The sequence below is a fragment of the Paenibacillus soyae genome, assembly GCF_024623455.1.
Classification (GTDB): domain Bacteria; phylum Bacillota; class Bacilli; order Paenibacillales; family Paenibacillaceae; genus Pristimantibacillus; species Pristimantibacillus soyae.
Map to the genome: position 1 here is coordinate 1 of NZ_JANIPJ010000017.1, position 17866 is coordinate 17866.

Annotated in this window: 9 protein-coding genes and 3 pseudogenes; 9 read left to right on the forward strand and 3 right to left on the reverse strand. The window is 61.3% G+C overall.

Annotated features, from left to right (window positions below):
- Positions 1–523, forward strand: a pseudogene (locus tag NQZ67_RS21095) (NADP-dependent phosphogluconate dehydrogenase); the annotation flags it as partial.
- A gap of 71 nt (positions 524–594) precedes the next feature.
- On the opposite strand, the gene NQZ67_RS21100 reads toward NQZ67_RS21095, so the two are convergent.
- Positions 595–1665 (reverse strand): serine hydrolase domain-containing protein, encoded by a 1071-nt coding sequence (locus NQZ67_RS21100; protein WP_257449784.1) that lies wholly within the window; start codon positions 1663–1665, stop codon positions 595–597.
- A 135-nt stretch (positions 1666–1800) separates the two neighbouring features.
- Here NQZ67_RS21100 and NQZ67_RS21105 point away from each other — a divergent pair, with 135 nt between their 5' ends.
- Positions 1801–3063, forward strand: a complete 1263-nt coding sequence (locus NQZ67_RS21105; protein ID WP_257449786.1) for an FAD-binding protein — start codon at positions 1801–1803, stop codon at positions 3061–3063.
- A 105-nt stretch (positions 3064–3168) separates the two neighbouring features.
- On the forward strand, positions 3169–3762 hold the full coding sequence (locus NQZ67_RS21110; RefSeq protein ID WP_257449788.1) for a Gmad2 immunoglobulin-like domain-containing protein: 594 nt from the start codon (positions 3169–3171) through the stop codon (positions 3760–3762).
- 123 nt (positions 3763–3885) lie between these two features.
- On the opposite strand, the gene NQZ67_RS21115 is transcribed toward NQZ67_RS21110, so the two are convergent.
- On the reverse strand, positions 3886–4734 hold the full coding sequence (locus tag NQZ67_RS21115) for a sugar phosphate isomerase/epimerase family protein (protein WP_257449790.1): 849 nt from the start codon (positions 4732–4734) through the stop codon (positions 3886–3888).
- 126 nt (positions 4735–4860) lie between these two features.
- Positions 4861–5172 carry a YbjQ family protein gene (locus tag NQZ67_RS21120; RefSeq protein ID WP_257450060.1) on the reverse strand — a complete coding sequence of 104 codons (312 nt, stop codon included), beginning with the start codon at positions 5170–5172 and terminating at the stop codon, positions 4861–4863.
- Between the two features lie 167 nt (positions 5173–5339).
- Between NQZ67_RS21120 and NQZ67_RS21125 the strand changes: the two genes are divergently transcribed.
- The 6 genes and pseudogenes from NQZ67_RS21125 to NQZ67_RS21150 all read left to right on the forward strand — a co-directional run bounded on the left by NQZ67_RS21125 (position 5340) and on the right by NQZ67_RS21150 (position 17852).
- On the forward strand, positions 5340–7703 hold the full coding sequence (locus NQZ67_RS21125; RefSeq protein WP_257449792.1) for a putative bifunctional diguanylate cyclase/phosphodiesterase: 2364 nt from the start codon (positions 5340–5342) through the stop codon (positions 7701–7703).
- A 199-nt stretch (positions 7704–7902) separates the two neighbouring features.
- A complete protein-coding gene (locus NQZ67_RS21130; RefSeq protein WP_257449795.1) occupies positions 7903–8751 on the forward strand; it encodes an SDR family NAD(P)-dependent oxidoreductase in 849 nt (282 codons plus the stop codon).
- Complete coding sequence (locus NQZ67_RS21135) at positions 8751–10295, forward strand: AMP-binding protein (RefSeq protein WP_257449798.1); 1545 nt, start codon at positions 8751–8753, stop codon at positions 10293–10295. Before NQZ67_RS21130 ends, NQZ67_RS21135 begins: the two co-directional genes overlap by 1 nt.
- A 314-nt stretch (positions 10296–10609) precedes the next feature.
- Positions 10610–11697 (forward strand): annotated as a pseudogene (gene tnpB, locus NQZ67_RS21140) (IS200/IS605 family element RNA-guided endonuclease TnpB).
- A 237-nt stretch (positions 11698–11934) separates the two neighbouring features.
- A pseudogene (locus NQZ67_RS21145) lies at positions 11935–12141 on the forward strand (MATE family efflux transporter); the annotation flags it as partial.
- 494 nt (positions 12142–12635) lie between these two features.
- On the forward strand, positions 12636–17852 hold the full coding sequence (locus NQZ67_RS21150; RefSeq protein ID WP_257449801.1) for a collagen-like domain-containing protein: 5217 nt from the start codon (positions 12636–12638) through the stop codon (positions 17850–17852).
- Positions 17853–17866 lie beyond the last annotated feature (14 nt).

Consider the following 17866-nt stretch of genomic DNA (forward strand, 5'->3'; position numbering starts at 1 on the left):
TGCTAAAGCGCCGTTCCAAGGCGACAAAGCGGCATTCATCGAAGCGGTCCGCAAGGCGCTGTTCGCGAGCAAGATCTGCTCGTACGCGCAAGGCTTCGCGCAGATGCGCGCGGCATCCGAGGAGTATGGCTGGGATCTGCGCTACGGCGACATCGCGATGATCTTCCGCGGCGGCTGCATCATCCGCGCGCGCTTCTTGCAGAACATCAAGGACGCGTACGACCGCGATCCGGAGCTGCGCAACCTGCTGCTCGATCCGTACTTCCAAACAATAGTGGAATCGTACCAAGGCGCATGGCGCGAGGTTGTCGCGGCAGCCGTGACGAACGGCGTGCCGGTACCGGCATTCGCGAGCGCGCTGGCTTACTTCGACAGCTACCGTACAGAGCGTTTGCCGGCTAACCTGCTGCAAGCGCAGCGCGATTACTTCGGCGCTCATACGTTCAAGCGCGTCGACAAGGAAGGCACCTTCCACTTCAATTGGATGGAAGCTCCGAACGGCCAGCCTGTTCAATCGAAATAAATAAAGCATGGCAAAAAAACCGGCTGGTTCCCAAAGGATCTCAGCCGGTTTTTTGTTAAACTTGTTCACGCTCAGCTCTGGTAGAGCCTATTCGAGAATGCTCGCGCGAGCTTATCCACATTCATTCTGTTCATGCCGATTAGGGGAATTTGACTTCGGACATCGGTGCCGTAGTTGGACAGGATGACGAACCCTTTTCCTTGCTCGCGATTAAATGAAAGGAAGCTCGTTGATCCGTAGGTTCCCCCGTTATGCCAATGCGTCGTCGAGCCGTCCTTTTCTTTATAGAACATCCATGCGTAGCCGACGCCGATTCCTCTGCTCTTGAAGATGGCATGATGCTCCTTCTGGCCATGCTCGATCGCCGAGCTTACCGATTCCCCGGCTTGACCGAGGTTCGCTCTGACGTATTGCAGCATGTCGGCCGCCGTGGAGCATACGGCTCCCGCGCCTGCCGTCGATTCATGGAAGGACCAATGCGGCACGGGCTTTCCCTTCGCGTCGTACACGGGAACGAGGCCAGCCGGAGAAGACGGATCCAGCGCGCGCAGCTGCGTGTCGGTCATGCCGAGCGGAGAGAAGATCCATTGCTCAAGCGCTTCGCGAAGGCTCATGCCTAATTTCTGGGCGAGCGCCCAGCCCAGCAAGCCGAAACCGTAATTGGAATAAAGATGTTTCGGCGTTTGCGGCTTGGCTTGCTCCGCCAGCACGGCTTCCGCGAGATGGCGATCGGAATAATTCGCGTAAGGATTCATCTTATCCGTAACCGTGTCGCGGAAGTTGCCCGGGATCCTTGGCAAATGGGCTGTGTGCGTAACCAGCTGGAGCAGCGTCGTTCCCGCGGCGAAGGCGCTGGAGGACCATTCGGGAATGAGATCGGAGAGTGTATCGGATCGGCTCCAAAGGCCCTTCTGCTCCCCGATGGCGAGCAGAAGGCCGGTCATCGTTTTTGTCAGCGAGCCGATCTCGTATACGCCTCCTTCGTCTGAGGCTGTATTTCCGCTTGTCCAAACTCGGTTGCCTTCGTTCGTCAGAAGGGCAATCGAGAGCCGGTGATCCGGCAAGCCGGCAAACCGGCTGACGCGCTTTTGCGTCATGATGTTCGATATCCATTGCTCCATCGCGATCACTTCTTTCTCCATGAAAGTGTATTTCCTTATTTCGGATGAAACCAGCACTCTTAGTACGGGCGTGCGGTTCGATGGTTACATTCGCGCAGCGCGTGTTATACTCGGGTCAGACAACCATTATTTTCGAAGGAGCTGTTGATTATCCCTATGAATCGGAATTGGGCTGGCAATTACATATACGGCGCGGCGGAGACGCACGCGCCGGAGAATACGGAACAGGTGCAAGAGCTGGTAGCCGGCAGTCGAATCGTGAAGGTGCTGGGCTCCCGTCATTCATTCAACGGAATCGCCGACACGAACGGCACCCATATCTCGCTGGAGCGATTGAACCGGGTCGTGAAGCTGGATCGTGAGCGCGGTCTCGTCACGGTCGAAGGCGGCATACGGTATGGCGAGCTGGGTAGCTATTTGCACGAGAACGGGTACGCGCTTCGGAATCTGGCCTCGCTGCCTCATATATCCGTAGCAGGCGCGTGCGCGACGGCTACGCACGGCTCCGGCGATCGCAACGGCAGTCTCGCGACGGCGGTACGCGCCATTGAAATTGTCAAAGCGAACGGCGAGATAATACGGCTGTCCAGGGAGGAGGCCGAGGAGCCTTTTGCCGGCGCGGTCGTGAACTTGGGAGCGCTTGGCGTCGTGACGCAGTTGACGCTGGAGGTTGTTCCGGCGTTCGAGATCGGACAAACCGTCTACGAGAACCTGCCGCTCGGCAGCTTGCAGGACCGGGAGCGGTTCGAAGCGGTATTTGGCGGCGGCTACAGCGTCAGTCTGTTTACCGATTGGAAGTCTTCGATGTTCAATCAGGTGTGGCTGAAGCGTCTCCATTCGGAAGAGGGGGGAGAAAGCTCGCCTTCCGATTATTTCGGGGCGATGCCGGCGAAAGCGAAGATGCATCCCGTGCCGGGCTGCGCGGCGGACAACTGCAGCGAGCAGATGGGCGTGGCTGGTCCTTGGCACGAAAGACTGTCCCATTTCCGCATGGATTTTACGCCAAGCGCGGGCGAGGAGCTGCAAAGCGAATATTTTGTGGCCCGAGACAACGCCTATGAAGCCTTGTGCGCGATCGACAGCCTTCGGGCGCATATATCGCCGCTGCTGTTCGTGTCGGAGGTGCGTACGATCGCGAGCGACGATTTGTGGTTAAGTCCATGCCGCGGGCAGGATTCGGTCGGGATTCATTTCACTTGGAAGCCGGAATGGGAAGCGGTTCGCCAGGTGCTGCCGTTGATCGAAGCGAAGCTGGAGCCTCTTGCGGCCCGACCGCATTGGGGCAAGCTGTTCACGATGACCCCGGGCAAGCTGCAGCCGCTGTACGAGAAGCTGAGCGATTTCCAACGATTGGCGGCTCAGTGCGATCCGGCCGGCAAGTTCCGCAACGCTTTCCTGGACCAGTATGTCCTTCGGTAACAACAGGCAGCGCTTGGCCAAGGAAGGCTGAACCGCGCTTTCGCCGCATATGCTGGATTAAGGCCCTTATGGCCAATATGCGAAAGCGAGGTGCCTGTACGCTTGTTGAGAAAATATCGAGGCTTTCTGATCGGGCTGGCAATGGGCGGCATGCTGATGACGGCATTGCCGTCGATGGCCGCGACCCAGAAAACGACGTATACGCTGACCGAAGCATCCTACGAGGTCGAAGTGAACGGCGCGGCTTATTTCGATCCGGAGCTGCCTGTTTTGAATTACAAAGGCAACACGTACGTACCGCTCCGCTCGGTCGGCGATCTGCTCGGCGCCAACGTGGCCTGGGACGCGGCGCAGCGGAAGGTCGTCATCCAATCAAACGGCGAGCATTTGTGCAACGACGCGTTCTGCAACGTCAAGGTCAGCGGCTCCGGGGGACAATATACGGTTACAGGGGAAGCGAGAGTATTCGAAGCGGTCATGAATTACGCGGTCGAAGATGGCCATGATTATGTGCTGGAGGATTTCCACATGCTGGACGAAGGCGCCCCTGCGTGGTCACCGTTTACGCTGGAGCTGGACATTCCGCCCGATAAGCTGCCGGATAACGGCACGCTTATGCTCGAGCTATTCGAGTACAGCGCCAAGGACGGTTCGAAGATCAACGTCATCAGCGTACCGCTCGAGACGTTTGCGCCCTAGCCCATTACCTGAGGCGTCGCATATGAGGCGTCAGCTCAGCGATCAGCAGAAGGCCCCGGCATCCATTCGATGCCGGGGCCAACTTTTTTGCCGATGAGGCGGATGCTTCAAGCGGCGGTCGTATTAGCGAAGGGACTGCTCGTCGAGCTTCAAAATAACGGCTTTGATCCGTTCAATGCCTTCCCACATATCGCCTTCCCGGTCGAAAATAATGGAAACGGGCGCTTCGCGATTCGCCTGTCCGGCCATTCTTAGCAGCTCAAGCAGACGATCTTCGCGGATGGAGCCGTCTTCCTCGTACTCCGGCTTGGCGTGGATGGAGTGGGCGAGGGGGGCTCCGTACCGAATGCCTTCTTCCTTCTCGTGCTTGGCGAGGTTGCCGAAGTCGACGATCGTGGAGATGGACGGGCCGGCGCCTTCCATAACAGCCTTCCAGCTGCTTACCGTAGACGTCAGGCTGCGGAAATTTTCAGTGACGATCCGCACCTGCTTGCCGGCTGCGTATTCGCTCAGCTCGAGCAAAGCCTGGGTACCGCGCGAGATGGAAGCCGCGTCATCCGGGGACTGCTCTCCTGCCACAATCCGCACGGCGGAAGCTCCCGCGATCGCCGCGGCATCCACCCATTCCTTCAAATAACGAAAGTCGGACTCGCGGCGCACGGGGTCAGGCGAAGAGATATCTCCGTAGTCGACCAGAAGTGTATGGAAGATGACGCCAGCTTCCGCGAACGCTTGCTTTAACTGGCGCAGATACGCATCATCGCGCGAAGGAAAGTGAAAGTGGCACAGCTCCAGGCACGAAAGTCCTCTCGACGCCGCGATTGCCGGCAGCTCGAGGAGAGAAAATTCGGAGGGCTGAGCCTCCGTCGCTGAGCCTTGCGATTGGCTCGATTCGTCCCACACGGTCCAGCGCAGAGGGCCAAGACACCGGTGAAGACTCCAGCTGCTGATCGATAAACGATGGCGAAACATAGGGGCACGCTCCATTCCAATGATCGGGTTTCTCATAAGAATAGATGTTCCGACCGCACCATACAAGCGTGCGATATAGTTTGTTTGTATGCGATTTTGGCAATGCGAAGCGCGTTGCTTCTTGATCTAAATAATGACCGCCGTACCGCTGACGGCAACCATCAGCATGCCGTCGCGGATCACCTCGTAATCGATGTCCACGCCGACGATGGCGTTCGCCCCCATATGGGAGGCCTTATGGGACATTTCCGAGAAAGCGGCGTCTCTTGCTTCCTGGAGCTTGCCTTCATAGACGCCTGAACGGCCGCCGACGATATCCGTGATCGACGCTAGGAAGTCACGCACGACATTCGCCCCCATAATAACCTCGCCCGTCGTGATACCCAAATACTGCTTGATGGGATAACCCTCTACAGTCTGTGTTGTCGTAATCAGCATATTCTCATTCTCCTTTGCTTCATGGATACCCGTTATTACGCCCCCGCTGTCGAACCGTTTCTGCATTCCCATAAATTTCAACCCAATTTTGGCGCCCGTTTTGACGATATATAGAGTGTTCGTTTATGCTGTCAGAGAGAGTTCATTGATAAGGAGCGCCCATCCATATGACCAAAGATCTACTCATTATCTCGCTTATGTATGTACCGGGTGCTTTTTTAGCTTTATTTTTGGCGATCGAGGTATTTGTCCGCAACAAGGCCGATAACAAAACAAGGCTGGCCAGCCTGCTTATGTTCACTCACTTCTTGTTCTTTATCGGGGAATACGTCCGCGCCTTGCTGCCGCTCGAATATAGTCATAAGCTGCTATATATTTGGACAGGACCCGCCATTGTATTAGCTATGTGTTTCGGCAACCATTTTCATTCCATGTTTTTGAAGCCGAACGAACGGAATCGCTCCTATATTTTAAACGCCGCAGGCTACCTGCCTTTTCTTCTCGTCCTCTTTATTATCATTACGGACAGAACGCGCTACATATTTCCGTCTGTCGAGAAGGTCGGGCCATGGAATAAGTTCGTGCCGGATCCGGCAGGCTACTCGATTCTGATCGCGGCCATCGCCGCCTACACGCTTGCGAATACCTTCATCTTGTATAAGGCGTTCAAGAAGGCGACCACGGACAAAATTAAAAAACGGAACAGGGTGCTGTTTATCGGCAGCAGCGTGTTATCCGTGTGGGTCGTGCTGTTCGGCATCGTATTCGAGGTGCTCGGCTGGAACCGCGGCACGCCGACCTTTTTCTTTGCGTTCGGGACGCTCTTATGGATGATAGCGATTCGGATTTGCATGCTTAAATATGATTTTTTGTCGACGGACGAGCGGAAGTACAGAATTGTATTCGAGTCCTCGCCTCTTGGTATTTTACTAATGGACCGGAACGCGGTCGTGCTGGAAGCAAATGCGGTAGCCCACCGCATGTTCGGCGTGCAGGGCTTGAACGGACTATCCGTGACCGGCTGGCTTTCCGACGATACGAAAGAAGCTTTCATGGACATCTATACGAGCAACTTCGACAGAAGAAAGCCTTACCACAATGAAGAGTTCGATATTCACGTGAAGAGAGGGCATACGTACATTTTGGCGGTGGAAAGCGAATTTATCGAGACGGAGGACGGCGTTATTCAGTTTATAATGACCCGCGACGTCACGGAGCTGAAGCGGGCCGAAGAGCAAATCGTCCATATGGCTTATCACGACGCGTTGACCGGTCTCGGCAACCGAAGGAAATTGGAGCAAACGTTTAACGAGCTGGCCGGTTCTGCTTCACGGAGTGGACCCATCGGCGTCCTGCTGCTTGACCTGGACCGTTTCAAGCCGATTAACGACGCGTTAGGCCACGAGACGGGGGATCAGGTGCTCCAAGCTACGGCGCGGCTGCTAACCGAAATCGTGGACGGTCAAGGGATGGTTGCGAGACACGGCGGAGACGAGTTCATCGTGCTGTTGTCCGGCTATGCTAATCCAACCGATGCGATAGCCGCAGGCGAGCAAATCGTTCAGCGGCTAAGCGAATCGATGACGATCGGGGAGCGGGAGCTGCGCATTACGACAAGCGCGGGCATCTGCTTCTACCCGCAGGACGGCAAGGACATCCACACGCTGACCAAACATGCGGACTGCGCCATGTACGCAGCCAAGCTTCAGGGCAAAAACCGGCTTCGCCGGTTCGACGCTTCCATGAGCAGCGCGGCCCTGGACATGCTTACGCTGGAGAGCGAGCTGTGGAAGGCGCTCGAACGAAACGAAATCGAGCTCTATTACCAGCCGCTGCTGCAGGTCGCGAAGCAGCAGGCCTTGGGCGTGGAAGCTCTTCTGCGCTGGAAGTCGCCGCGATACGGCTTGATCAGTCCTGACCGATTTATTCCGATAGCGGAGGAAAACGGATTTATCGTGAAGCTGGGAGAATGGGTGCTGCAGGAAGCCAGCAGACAGTGCAAACGATGGATGGAGCGAGGGTATGAAGGCAGCATATCCGTCAATGTGTCTTCGAAGCAGCTGATGCTGGCGAATTTCGCCGGCTGCGTCCTTCGCATTCTGGAGGAGTCCGGTCTTCCAAGCGACCGCTTGTGTCTGGAAGTGACGGAGAGCACCGCTCTTCTCGATGTCGATCATACGAGAGAGCAGCTGAGTCTCCTGACCGAACAGGGCGTGACGATCGCCCTGGACGATTTTGGCAAAGGCTTCTCGTCGCTCAGCGTGCTGAACGAGCTGCCTTTCGAGCAGATCAAGGTCGACCGTTCCTTCATCCAGCATATTCTGGACCGACCGAAAAACCTGGCTACGGTAAAGGCGATCATACAGCTTGCCCATAGCTTCGGCGGGGTTACGGTCGCCGAGGGAATCGAGACGCCGGAGCAGCTTGAACTGCTGAAGCAACTGCATTGCGATTATATACAAGGTTATTATTTCGCGAGACCCCAACCCGCAAGCGAGGCTGAACGATACTTGGGGCTCGAGCGGAAATAACGAACGTCTAAGCCGGTTTTGTGACCGGCTTGTTTTTTATGAGTATTTCGGCTATACGGTTGCTTGTCTGCGGGTTATATCGGAAAATAAGAGAAGTTGAAATGCAAGGATATAGAACGACACTCATGGAGGGGCGATGTCAGAATGAAGCCGAGAATGACGGTATTGACGCTGGGCGTCGCAGGGCGGGAGCTAGGGGATGAGTCGTAATCGGTTTATCGAGAGCTTGCTGTTCCCGAAACCGCGGCTCGACGAGGACGGGCTTAGAAGGTCCATGGCGGGCAAGACGATTCTGATTACGGGAGCAAGCTCGGGCATCGGAGAGAAGCTTGCCTACTTGCTTGGACGGACGGATGCCTGCTTGGTCTTGGTGGCGAGAAGGATGGACAAGCTGGAAGCCATTCGAGAGGCCATCGCGTCGCAGGGCGGGAAGGTAAGCGTATATGCAGCCGATCTGCGAGAAGAATCGGAGCTGGATGCTTTGTCGGCATGGCTGCGCGAGCGTCCTCAGGGACTTGACATCGTCTTCAGCAACGCGGGAAAATCGATTCGCCGCCCCGTCATGGAATCTTTGGACCGGTTTCACGATTTTCAGCGCACGATGGCCGTTAATTATTTCGCCCCTGTAAGACTGCTGCTCGCCGTGCTGCCCGAGCTGGAGAGGAGGCGCGGACATATCGTGAACGTGTCTACGATTAACGCTTCTCTTATTCCGTTCCCTTATTGGGCGGCTTACCAAGCTTCGAAGTCGGCCTTCGACACCTGGCTGAGGGCGGCCGCGCCGGAGCTGAACGCCCGCGGCATCCGGGTCACGTCCTGTTATCTGCCGCTTGTCAGAACGCCTATGATCGAGCCGACCGCGGCCTACCGCAAGCTGCCGGCCATGAGCCCGGAGCATGCCGCGAGGTGGATCGCGGCGGCGGTGCTGGCGAACCGGAGGACGATCGCGCCTTGGTGGCTGCCGCCGGGGCAGCTGGCCTCCTTGATCGGCAGAGGATTATGGGAATGGGCTATGCCGCATTTGCTCCGCCGGAGGGAGGGGGAGTAATGGGCATCCTGCAGCTCCTACGCGCCTTGGCGAAGATGAGATTAGGCCATCCTGCGGGACTCTATAGACTGCTGGCCGTCATCTGCCGTTACGGCATAAATGTGATGGCCCTGCTCAAGCTCGCGGAGAGAACGTACGGCGCGCGCGACGCGCTCGCCGACGACCGGGAGACGCTTAGCTTCAGGGAGTTGTCGGACGCGTCGGAACGTCTCGCCCGATCCCTTCGCGACAAGTATGGCTTGGCTCCCGGCCGCAAGGTCGCGCTCTTATGCCGGAATCACGCTTCGCTTGCGAAGTCGGTGTTCGCCGTGACTTATACGGGAGCCGATCTGTACTTGCTAAATACGGAGATGAGTCCAGGGCAATATGACCGTCTGGCTGAGGAATACCGTTTCGACTTGCTCATTCATGACGAGGATTGGGCGACGAAGCTCAGGCAAACGTCATACCGCTGCGAGACGCTGCTCAGCTATCACGAGCAAAAGCCTTCTGTCAGCAGCTTATCGGCCTCTGGAGCCAGCTCCGGGGATCGGCTAGGGAGGCGCCGGTCCGGCAGGCTGATGCTGCTGACCGGCGGGACGACGGGCCGGCCCAAACAGGCCCCGCATCGTCCATCCCTGTTCACGTATTTGGCCCCGTTCACCGCGATGCTGTCCAGGCTTCGTCTCATGCGCTACGAAACGGGCTACGTCGCGACGCCGATCTATCATGGCTACGGGGTCGCGCTTCTGCTGCTGTTCGTGGCGACCGGAACCAAGACGGTACTGACGTCCGTCTTCCGCGCGGAACAGGCCTGTGAGCTTATCCAAAAGCATCGGGTTGAAGTCGCTGCCGTCGTGCCGCTTATGCTCCATAAGATGCTGGATGCGGATGACGGGGCGCTGGCCTCCCTTCGCTGCATCGCTTCGGGCGGAGCCGAGCTGAGTCCCAAGCTCGCCCGCCGGGTATCTCGGACGCTCGGCGACGTCCTGTACAATCTGTACGGCACTTCGGAAGGCGGCCTCTTGACCATTGCAACGCCCCGGGATTTGTCGGCCGCGGAGCTCACCGTCGGGAAGCGCATCGCCGGCGTGCCTCTCCGCGTGCTAAGATCGGACGGCAGCCCGGCTGTTGCAGGGGAAATTGGACGATTATGCTTGCGCAAGAGGAGAACCTTCGGCGACCGTCGGAGCGGATGGCTCGAGACGGGAGACAGAGGGTACCGGGATGAACGGGGGCGTTATTTTTTGTGCGGCAGAGAGGACGACATGATCGTCTCGGCCGGGGAGAACGTATTCCCGTCCGATGTCGAGCAGGTTCTCCTTCTTCATCCGGACGTGGAGGACGCTGCGGTAGTCGGCATCCCCGACGAGGCGTTCGGCCAGAGATTAAGGGCCGCCGTGCAGCCCGCCGCAGGAGCGGAGCTGACGGAGGAGTCGCTAAGGTCATGGCTGCAGCCCCGGATTGCGCGGTACCAGATGCCGAAAGAAATCATGATGGTGGATCGCATTCCCTATACTTCGGTCGGGAAGCGGGATCGGAAGCAGTTAAAAATAACAACATAGAAAGCCGGTATGTCGTCATGAATGGTTGGCAAGCGAAGCTTGAACGGCCAAGCGCCGCGTTTTTGTCCCGATATTTTTCGGGCAGCTCGATGGATTATAAGCAAGTTTTCGGCATTATCATTCCTATCTTCGTGGATTCGGCGTTTATCAAAGACACCGAGAATACTCTTGCCTCTAAACTACCTTGCTCACGAAGTGAGAGTGTAGGCAGGGGATGAATCGGGAATTTTGCTGGTGAATAAATACGAACGTATGTGCTATAATTAGGATGGGTTAACATCCATCTCTTTTGTAGCGAGGTGATGAATCAGACGATGATCCAGCATAAAGCATTCAAATTTCGCATCTATCCGAGTCAAGAACAAATTATGCAGATGCGCAAAACATTGGGTTGCAGCCGCTTTGTGTTCAACCAACTTCTAGCGAAGTGGAATGAGACTTTTCAGGCCACCGCAAGGGCTTGTCCTATAACACCTGTGCATAGCTGCTTCCTGCTATGAAGCGCGAGTGGCCATGGTTGAAAGAAGTGGACAGCATTGCGCTGCAGTCGGCTGTGCGAAACTTGGCTGACGGATTTCAGCGCTTCTTCAAGAAACAGAATGATCCACCTCGTTTCAAAAGTCGCAAGCATCCCGTACAAAGCTATACGACGCGGTATACGAACGGGAATATTGCGGTGAGGGGTGATCGTTTGCAGCTTCCCAAGCTGGGATGGGTGCGCTATGCGAAGTCAAGAGAGATCGAAGGCCGGATTCTATCGGCTAATGTACGGCTTGCCCCAAGCGGCAAATGGTTTGTCGCGTTGGTATGCGAGGTGGACATCCAGCCCCTTCCCTTAACGGAAGGCATGCTTGGCATAGACATGGGCATCAAGCAGCTTGCTGTACCTTCGGAAGGCCTTGCCGTGGAAAATCCAAGATATACGTTGCGATATGAAAAGCTGCTCGCGAAGTGGCAACGTATCCTTGCGAGAAGAAAGCGAGGCGGAAGCAACTGGTCCAAAGCGAAAGGAAAAGTTGCCCTCATCCATGAAAAAATTCGAAATAGCCGATTAGACGCGATGCATAAGCAGACTACGAAATGGATCCGTGAAAACCAAACGATCTGTCTCGAGGACTTACGTATTGCTAGTATGATGAAGAACCGACACCTCGCCAAACACATAGCAGATGCTTCTTGGGGCGAGATGAGACGGCAACTGCATTACAAAGCTAGGTGGTATGGCCGAACCATTAAGGCAACACCGGTTTTCGCGCCAACGAGTCAAACCTGTCACGTCTGTGAAAACAAGCATGCAGAGGTGAAGGATTTAAGCATTCGGGTATGGAAGTGTTCCTTCTGCCAAACGGTCCATGACCGAGACAGGAATGCGGCACAAAACATAAAAGCCATGGCCTTGTAGTGAAGGAATTAGGAACTGTGGGAACCACAGGGATCGCTTGGTGTACGATGTTTCGAAAGGAATTATCGCTACAGCTTTGCCCCGATAGGAGCAACTACCCAAGAATCCTCCAACTCTTTAGGTGGCGGGAGTGTTCAATTGCTGCGGTTTAATCAAACGTTGAAGTTCCGGATCGGCGAGACGTTTCGCATGCATAAGTATATTTTGAAAAAAATCATGTACATCGGCGTGCCGTTCGCGGCTGAGGATTCCGAATTTACATCGATCGTTTCGCTGTTGACGATGTGGTTGTTCCGGATCATACTTGGCTATATTCTGGGCATCTCGCTCGGCTTCGGATTGATGGGCGTTTGGGTGGCCATAGTTGCGGAATGGGGAGTAAGGGGGGCCTTCTTCTACTTGCGGTTCAAGGGAGAAAAGTGGTACAAGCATAAGCTGATTTAGACGATTGAGCTATGGATTCCAAAAAAAATTAAACATGCAAGAATAGACGCCTGATTTTCAGGCGTCTTCTTTGTGTTCGACGATCTGTATGGCCCGTGAAGCTTTCCTGGGATGACATGATGCATCCTCGAAAGACATATGTAAATAATGGAGCGTTTGGAAGGAGGTGCGGACCGATTCCGAATCCGAGACGAAGAAGAAAGCTGGCGAAAGCGAAGCAAGCCCGTTCGCAGAAGTTCATCGATAGACATTCCAATAGGAGCAAAGTTAAGCTGCACAAAAAACGGAAGCAGATCCTTCGATTAACGAGACTTACAATGCCGCCGACCGGATTGACCGGTCCAACGGGACCGACGGGGCCGCCAGGCATTGCAGGCCCTCCGGGTCCCGAAGGACCGCGCGGGCCGAGAGGGGTCGAGGGGAAGCGTGGAAAGAGAGGAAAGACCGGTCCGACGGGCCCTCCCGGGCCAATGGGTTTACCAGGACCGCCGGGAATGCGGGGTCTGCAAGGTCCTCCCGGCGAGAGGGGGCCGGCCGGACCTGCCGGAGAGAGAGGCCAGACGGGAGCGCAAGGGTTGCCCGGTCCTGCCGGAGAGAGAGGCCCGACGGGCGCGCAGGGCTTGCCCGGACCGACCGGAGAGAGAGGGGCGACAGGTGCTCAAGGCTTGCCCGGACCGACCGGCGAGAGAGGAGCGACCGGTGCCCTAGGAATGCCCGGCCCTACCGGAGAGCGGGGACCTACCGGCGCGCAAGGCTCGCCTGGCCCTGCCGGGGAAATAGGCCCGACGGGAGCGCAGGGCTTGCCCGGCCCCGCCGGAGAGAGAGGCCCGACGGGCGCGCAAGGCTTGCCCGGACCGACCGGCGAGAGAGGGGCGACGGGAGCGCAAGGCTTGCCTGGCCCTGCCGGCGAGACCGGACCGACGGGAGCGCAAGGCTTGACTGGACCCACTGGTGAGAGAGGGGCGACGGGTGCGCAGGGCATGCCCGGACCTGCTGGCGAGATAGGGCCGACAGGGCCTACGGGTCCAAGCGGTGCTGCCGGGGAGCCGGGGCCTACTGGAGCCACGGGGGCGACAGGGGCGCCAGGTGCCCCGGGCGTAACCGGACCGCCGGGTCCTGTTGGGCCAGCTGGGGGAACGGGAGCGATTGGACCGACCGGACCCCAAGGCGAAGCAGGACCGGCAGGACCGCAAGGCGCCGCGGGCGCGACCGGCGCCGCCGGGCCTACGGGGCCGCAAGGGGAAGCCGGCGTTACGGGCGCTCCCGGTCCGACTGGAGCAACCGGCGAGACGGGAGCGACCGGAGCGACCGGGCCGACGGGGCCGGAGGGAGCAGCCGGCGAGATAGGAGCCGCAGGACCGACAGGCCCGCTTGGGCCGACGGGCTTGCAAGGCGCCACCGGTCCGACGGGACCTGCAGGTTTGCAGGGAGAGGCCGGCCCGCCGGGGCCTGTCGGCGCAACGGGTCCTCCGGGACCGCAGGGAGCGACGGGAGAAGCCGGCCCGACCGGACCGATCGGCGGGACCGGTCCGACCGGAGCACCCGGCGAGCAGGGGGCGCAGGGATTTGCCGGGCCGGTTGGACCGACGGGACCTCAAGGCGGGCAAGGACCAACGGGTTCTCCCGGACCCGAAGGCGGGCAGGGTCCGACGGGTCCCGGGGGAGAGCAAGGGCCGACGGGGCCGCTTGGTCCGGTCGGACCGACGGGACCGTCCGGACCGATGGGAGCTACAGGGGTTCAAGGACCTCTCGGTCCCGCGGGAGCAACCGGTCCAACCGGTGTCGGAGCGACGGGGCCTACGGGTCCAACGGGCGCGGAAGGACCGACGGGAGCGACTGGCCCGACGGGTCCGGCGGGAGGCCCGCCGGGGCCTACGGGTCCAACGGGACCGCCTGGTCCAGCGGGAGGCCCGACCGGTCCGACGGGACCTACGGGACCTACGGGGCCGACGGGAGATATCGGCCCGACCGGCGCTCAGGGGGACCAAGGCGCGGTCGGTCCGACCGGTCCGACGGGTCCTCAGGGCGCTACCGGAATAGTGGGTCCGCAAGGGCCTGTTGGTGTTACAGGACCGCCAGGTCCTCAAGGCGAGCTCGGCCCGACGGGGCCTCAAGGTGCGACAGGTCCAGCCGGCGAGCCCGGCGCTCCAGGCGCGCAAGGCCCGACGGGACCGCCCGGCGTCACCGGTCCAATCGGACCGGCTGGAGCGACGGGGCCCGCCGGACCGGAAGGCTCCCAAGGCACGGCGGGTCCGCAGGGCGTGCAAGGGCCGACTGGCGAGGTCGGGCCGGCCGGACCGATCGGACCGACGGGAGCTCCGGGTCCGGTCGGACCTCAAGGAGAAGCAGGTCCGACGGGTCCTCAAGGCGTACCGGGCCCGACCGGCGTGCAAGGGCCGACGGGCAGCATCGGCCCGACTGGCGCGCAAGGAGAGGCGGGTCCGACAGGCTTGGAAGGGCCGGCGGGACCGCAGGGAGAAGCAGGGCCTCAAGGCTTGCCCGGCGAGCCGGGTCCGACGGGACCGCAAGGGCCGACCGGCGGAGTCGGACCGACAGGTCCGCAAGGAGAGCCCGGCGCGCCAGGAGCGCAAGGGCCAGCCGGCGTACAAGGAGCGGCCGGTCCGACGGGAGCGGATGGGGCTCAAGGCCCGACGGGTCCGCAAGGGCCTGCCGGCGTGATCGGTCCAACGGGCGCCCAAGGGGAGCAGGGGCCGCAAGGGCTGCAAGGAGATACCGGGCCCCAAGGCGCGGCCGGTCCCGCGGGGCCGGCAGGGCCGACGGGACCTGCGGGTCCGCAGGGCGATGTCGGCGCGACAGGCATGATAGGCGTGCAAGGCCCTACAGGTCCTGCGGGAAGCGCGGGTCCGACGGGTCCGACCGGCCCGCAAGGCGCTGCGGGACCGACCGGAGCGGCCGGCGATTCGGGGCCGCAAGGACCCGCGGGGCCGGCGGGGAGCACGGGCGAGCAAGGAGTGCTTGGTCCGACAGGGCCGCAAGGAGCGGACGGCGCGACTGGCCCGCAGGGTCCGACGGGACCGGCGGGAGCGACCGGACCGGCTGGCGTTCAAGGTCCGGCCGGTCCGCAAGGACCGGAAGGAGCGATCGGACCGACAGGGCCTGCCGGAGAGATTGGCGCGACGGGTGCAGCCGGACCGCAAGGCCCTGTAGGACCGACCGGGCCGGATGGAGAGCAGGGCGCGACAGGGCCGCAAGGACCGCAGGGCATTACAGGACCGACGGGGCCGATTGGTCCGGCAGGCGCTACGGGTCCAGCGGGACCGGAAGGCGCCGAGGGACCGGCCGGAGCGACGGGAGCGGCGGGACCGCAAGGAGAAGCGGGTCCGACGGGACCGCAGGGCGTTCCGGGCCCGACCGGCGCGCAAGGCCCGACGGGAGAAGCGGGGCCGGCAGGCGCGCAAGGCCCGGCCGGACCGCAAGGCGTGCCTGGCCCGACAGGCGAGCAGGGAGCTGACGGTCCGACGGGCGCTGATGGGCCTGCCGGACCCGCGGGACCGCAAGGAGAAGCGGGTCCGACGGGGGCAACGGGCGTTCAAGGTCCGACCGGTCCGCAGGGCCCCGTCGGACCGACGGGCCCGACGGGGCCGCTCGGGGCGACCGGCGTGCGGGGCGAGGCGGGTCCAACAGGCCCGACCGGTCCGACGGGCTTCGGGGTAACGGGGCCGCAAGGCGTGACGGGACCGCAGGGCGATACCGGTCCAACGGGGCCGACCGGTCCGACCGGTCCGGCGGGAGGTCCGCCCGGTCCGACGGGACCCGAAGGACCGACGGGACCGACGGGTCCGGCAGGTCCGGCAGGCGGTCCAACGGGTCCGACCGGACCGACCGGGGAGACGGGAGCAATCGGTCCGACTGGCCCGACGGGCGAGACCGGTCCGGCAGGGGCAACCGGTCCGACGGGCGCCACGGGACCGACTGGGGAGAGCGGTCCGACGGGTGCCCTTGGTCCCCAAGGTCCGGCAGGCGCGACGGGACCGACAGGTCCGCAGGGAACGCAAGGCCCGACCGGTGTGCAGGGTGCCGTCGGACCGCAGGGCGAGGTTGGTCCGACCGGTCCGCCCGGACCGCAGGGCGATCCGGGGCCGACGGGAGCCATTGGCGCGGTGGGACCGACAGGACCGCCAGGGGCAGCCGGCTTGCAGGGCGAAGCAGGACCCGAAGGCCCGCAGGGCCCGACCGGCCCGGCCGGCGCGCAGGGGCCTGCGGGACCGACGGGAGCGACGGGTCCGATCGGTCCGACAGGCGAGCTCGGACCCGCGGGTCCGACCGGTCCGACCGGCTCGGACGGGGCAGCCGGACCAACCGGTCCCCAAGGGCCGCAAGGCGTTACCGGGCCGACGGGACCACAGGGCGCTCAAGGCCCCGCCGGGCCGCAAGGTCCGACCGGGCCGCAGGGCGAAGCCGGGGCGACCGGCGCGCTGGGTCCTCAAGGTCCGATTGGCCCGACGGGTCCGGACGGGGAGCTCGGTCCAACGGGCGCGACCGGCCCTACCGGAGCGGCGGGTGCAACCGGCCCGACCGGCCCGCAAGGTCCGGCAGGCGCGCAAGGACCGACTGGCCCGTTAGGCCCGACGGGTCCGACGGGAGCGACCGGCGCGGACGGAGCAACCGGTCCGGCAGGGTCCGCCGGTCCTGCCGGCGAGCAGGGAGCCGCCGGGCCGACGGGACCGCCGGGCCCCGTAGGAGCGACCGGTCCGACGGGTCCTCAAGGTCCGCAAGGCCCGACAGGCACGCAGGGCGTAACGGGTCCGCAGGGCGAATTGGGTCCGACGGGTCCGGCAGGTCCCACGGGTCCGGCGGGAGCCGCCGGGGCGACGGGAGCGACGGGCCCGACCGGCCCGGCAGGCGCTACGGGACCTGCTGGAGCCCAGGGCGGAATCGGCCCGACGGGTCCGCAGGGCGCGGTAGGTCCGCAAGGCCCGACGGGTTTGCAAGGTCCGACGGGTCCGACCGGTCCGCTCGGTCCGACAGGGGCGACGGGAGCGACGGGGGCAACCGGTCCGACCGGCGCGGCGGGAGCGGCGGGACCGGCCGGCGCGACGGGCGCGCAAGGACCGACAGGTCCGCAAGGACCTCTTGGTCCAACGGGTCCGACCGGCGCCACCGGTCCGGCAGGAGCCGCAGGCGCGACAGGCCCGACCGGTGCAGACGGTCCGACGGGCCCGGCCGGCGCGACGGGCGCTCAAGGCCCGACGGGCGTGCAGGGTGCAACCGGCCCGGCCGGCACTGTCGGACCTACGGGGCCGACGGGAGCCACGGGTGCGACGGGCGTCACGGGACCGGGCGGATCAGGATCGGCAATTTTCTTCGCCCAGACGCAGGCCGCGCAAGCCGTAGCGATTAACGGGACGGAGACGATCGTCTTGACGCTGAACGTGCCGACTGCCGCCGGAAACCGAGTCAAGCTGGATGTCTCGGTGCAAATTAATGCAATCGTCGCGGCTGGTAATCCGCGGCTGGATTTCAGAATACGGCTATACAGAGGCGCCGCGCTGCTGACCGAATACCGGACGGAGGAAAACTTCACGGGAGGAAGCGGCAATCAGCGATATATCGATGGTTTTACTTTCGTCGATACGGCGCCCTCCGCGGGTACGCAAACGTATCAAGTCAGGGTCGCCGTCCTTACGGCCGACAGCATTACGGCTTTGTCCGTGGAAACAAGAGCGATTAACGCCATCGTATTTACTTAGAGCTACGACAATCC

Excerpts from the sequence above, each read along its gene's own strand:
- NQZ67_RS21130 (WP_257449795.1), top strand. The coding sequence starts at position 7,903 with ATGAGTCGTAATCGGTTTATCGAGAGCTTGCTGTTCCCGAAACCGCGG.
- NQZ67_RS21120 (WP_257450060.1), bottom strand. The coding sequence starts at position 5,172 with ATGCTGATTACGACAACACAGACTGTAGAGGGTTATCCCATCAAGCAG.
- NQZ67_RS21115 (WP_257449790.1), bottom strand. The coding sequence starts at position 4,734 with ATGTTTCGCCATCGTTTATCGATCAGCAGCTGGAGTCTTCACCGGTGT.
- NQZ67_RS21125 (WP_257449792.1), top strand. The coding sequence starts at position 5,340 with ATGACCAAAGATCTACTCATTATCTCGCTTATGTATGTACCGGGTGCT.
- NQZ67_RS21100 (WP_257449784.1), bottom strand. The coding sequence starts at position 1,665 with ATGGAGAAAGAAGTGATCGCGATGGAGCAATGGATATCGAACATCATG.
- NQZ67_RS21150 (WP_257449801.1), top strand. The coding sequence starts at position 12,636 with ATGCGGGGTCTGCAAGGTCCTCCCGGCGAGAGGGGGCCGGCCGGACCT.
- NQZ67_RS21105 (WP_257449786.1), top strand. The coding sequence starts at position 1,801 with ATGAATCGGAATTGGGCTGGCAATTACATATACGGCGCGGCGGAGACG.
- NQZ67_RS21135 (WP_257449798.1), top strand. The coding sequence starts at position 8,751 with ATGGGCATCCTGCAGCTCCTACGCGCCTTGGCGAAGATGAGATTAGGC.